This is a genomic window from Corynebacterium sp. 212_CJEI, assembly GCF_001055915.1.
Lineage (GTDB): Bacteria > Actinomycetota > Actinomycetes > Mycobacteriales > Mycobacteriaceae > Corynebacterium > Corynebacterium jeikeium_D.
The window spans coordinates 1-235 of the sequence record NZ_JVPT01000034.1 but is presented as its reverse complement, the minus strand read 5'-3'; the positions used below and the strand labels follow the sequence as shown (position 1 = coordinate 235).

Annotated in this window: 1 pseudogene; it reads right to left on the bottom strand. The window is 62.1% G+C overall.

The features are described 5' to 3' along the window. Positions 1-235 (bottom strand): annotated as a pseudogene (locus ADB02_RS03195) (pyruvate dehydrogenase complex dihydrolipoyllysine-residue acetyltransferase); the annotation flags it as partial.

The window sequence follows — 235 nt, the reverse complement described above, 5'->3', positions numbered from 1 at the left end:
CGGTGACGGATTCGCCGAGCTCCGGCATCTCAACGTCAGTAGCGTCGCCAGCGTCAACGTCAGTGGAGTCTTCCTCAGTCTCCTCGTTAGCCTTTACTGGCTCCTCGTCCTTCTCGACTGCGGCAGATGCCTCCTCGGCCTCTTCCTTGGCGGCCGGAGCAGCGTCTGCATCGCCAACGCGAGCGATGACTTCGCCGACGTCAACGGTGTCGTCTTCGTCGTAGAGGACCTCGAG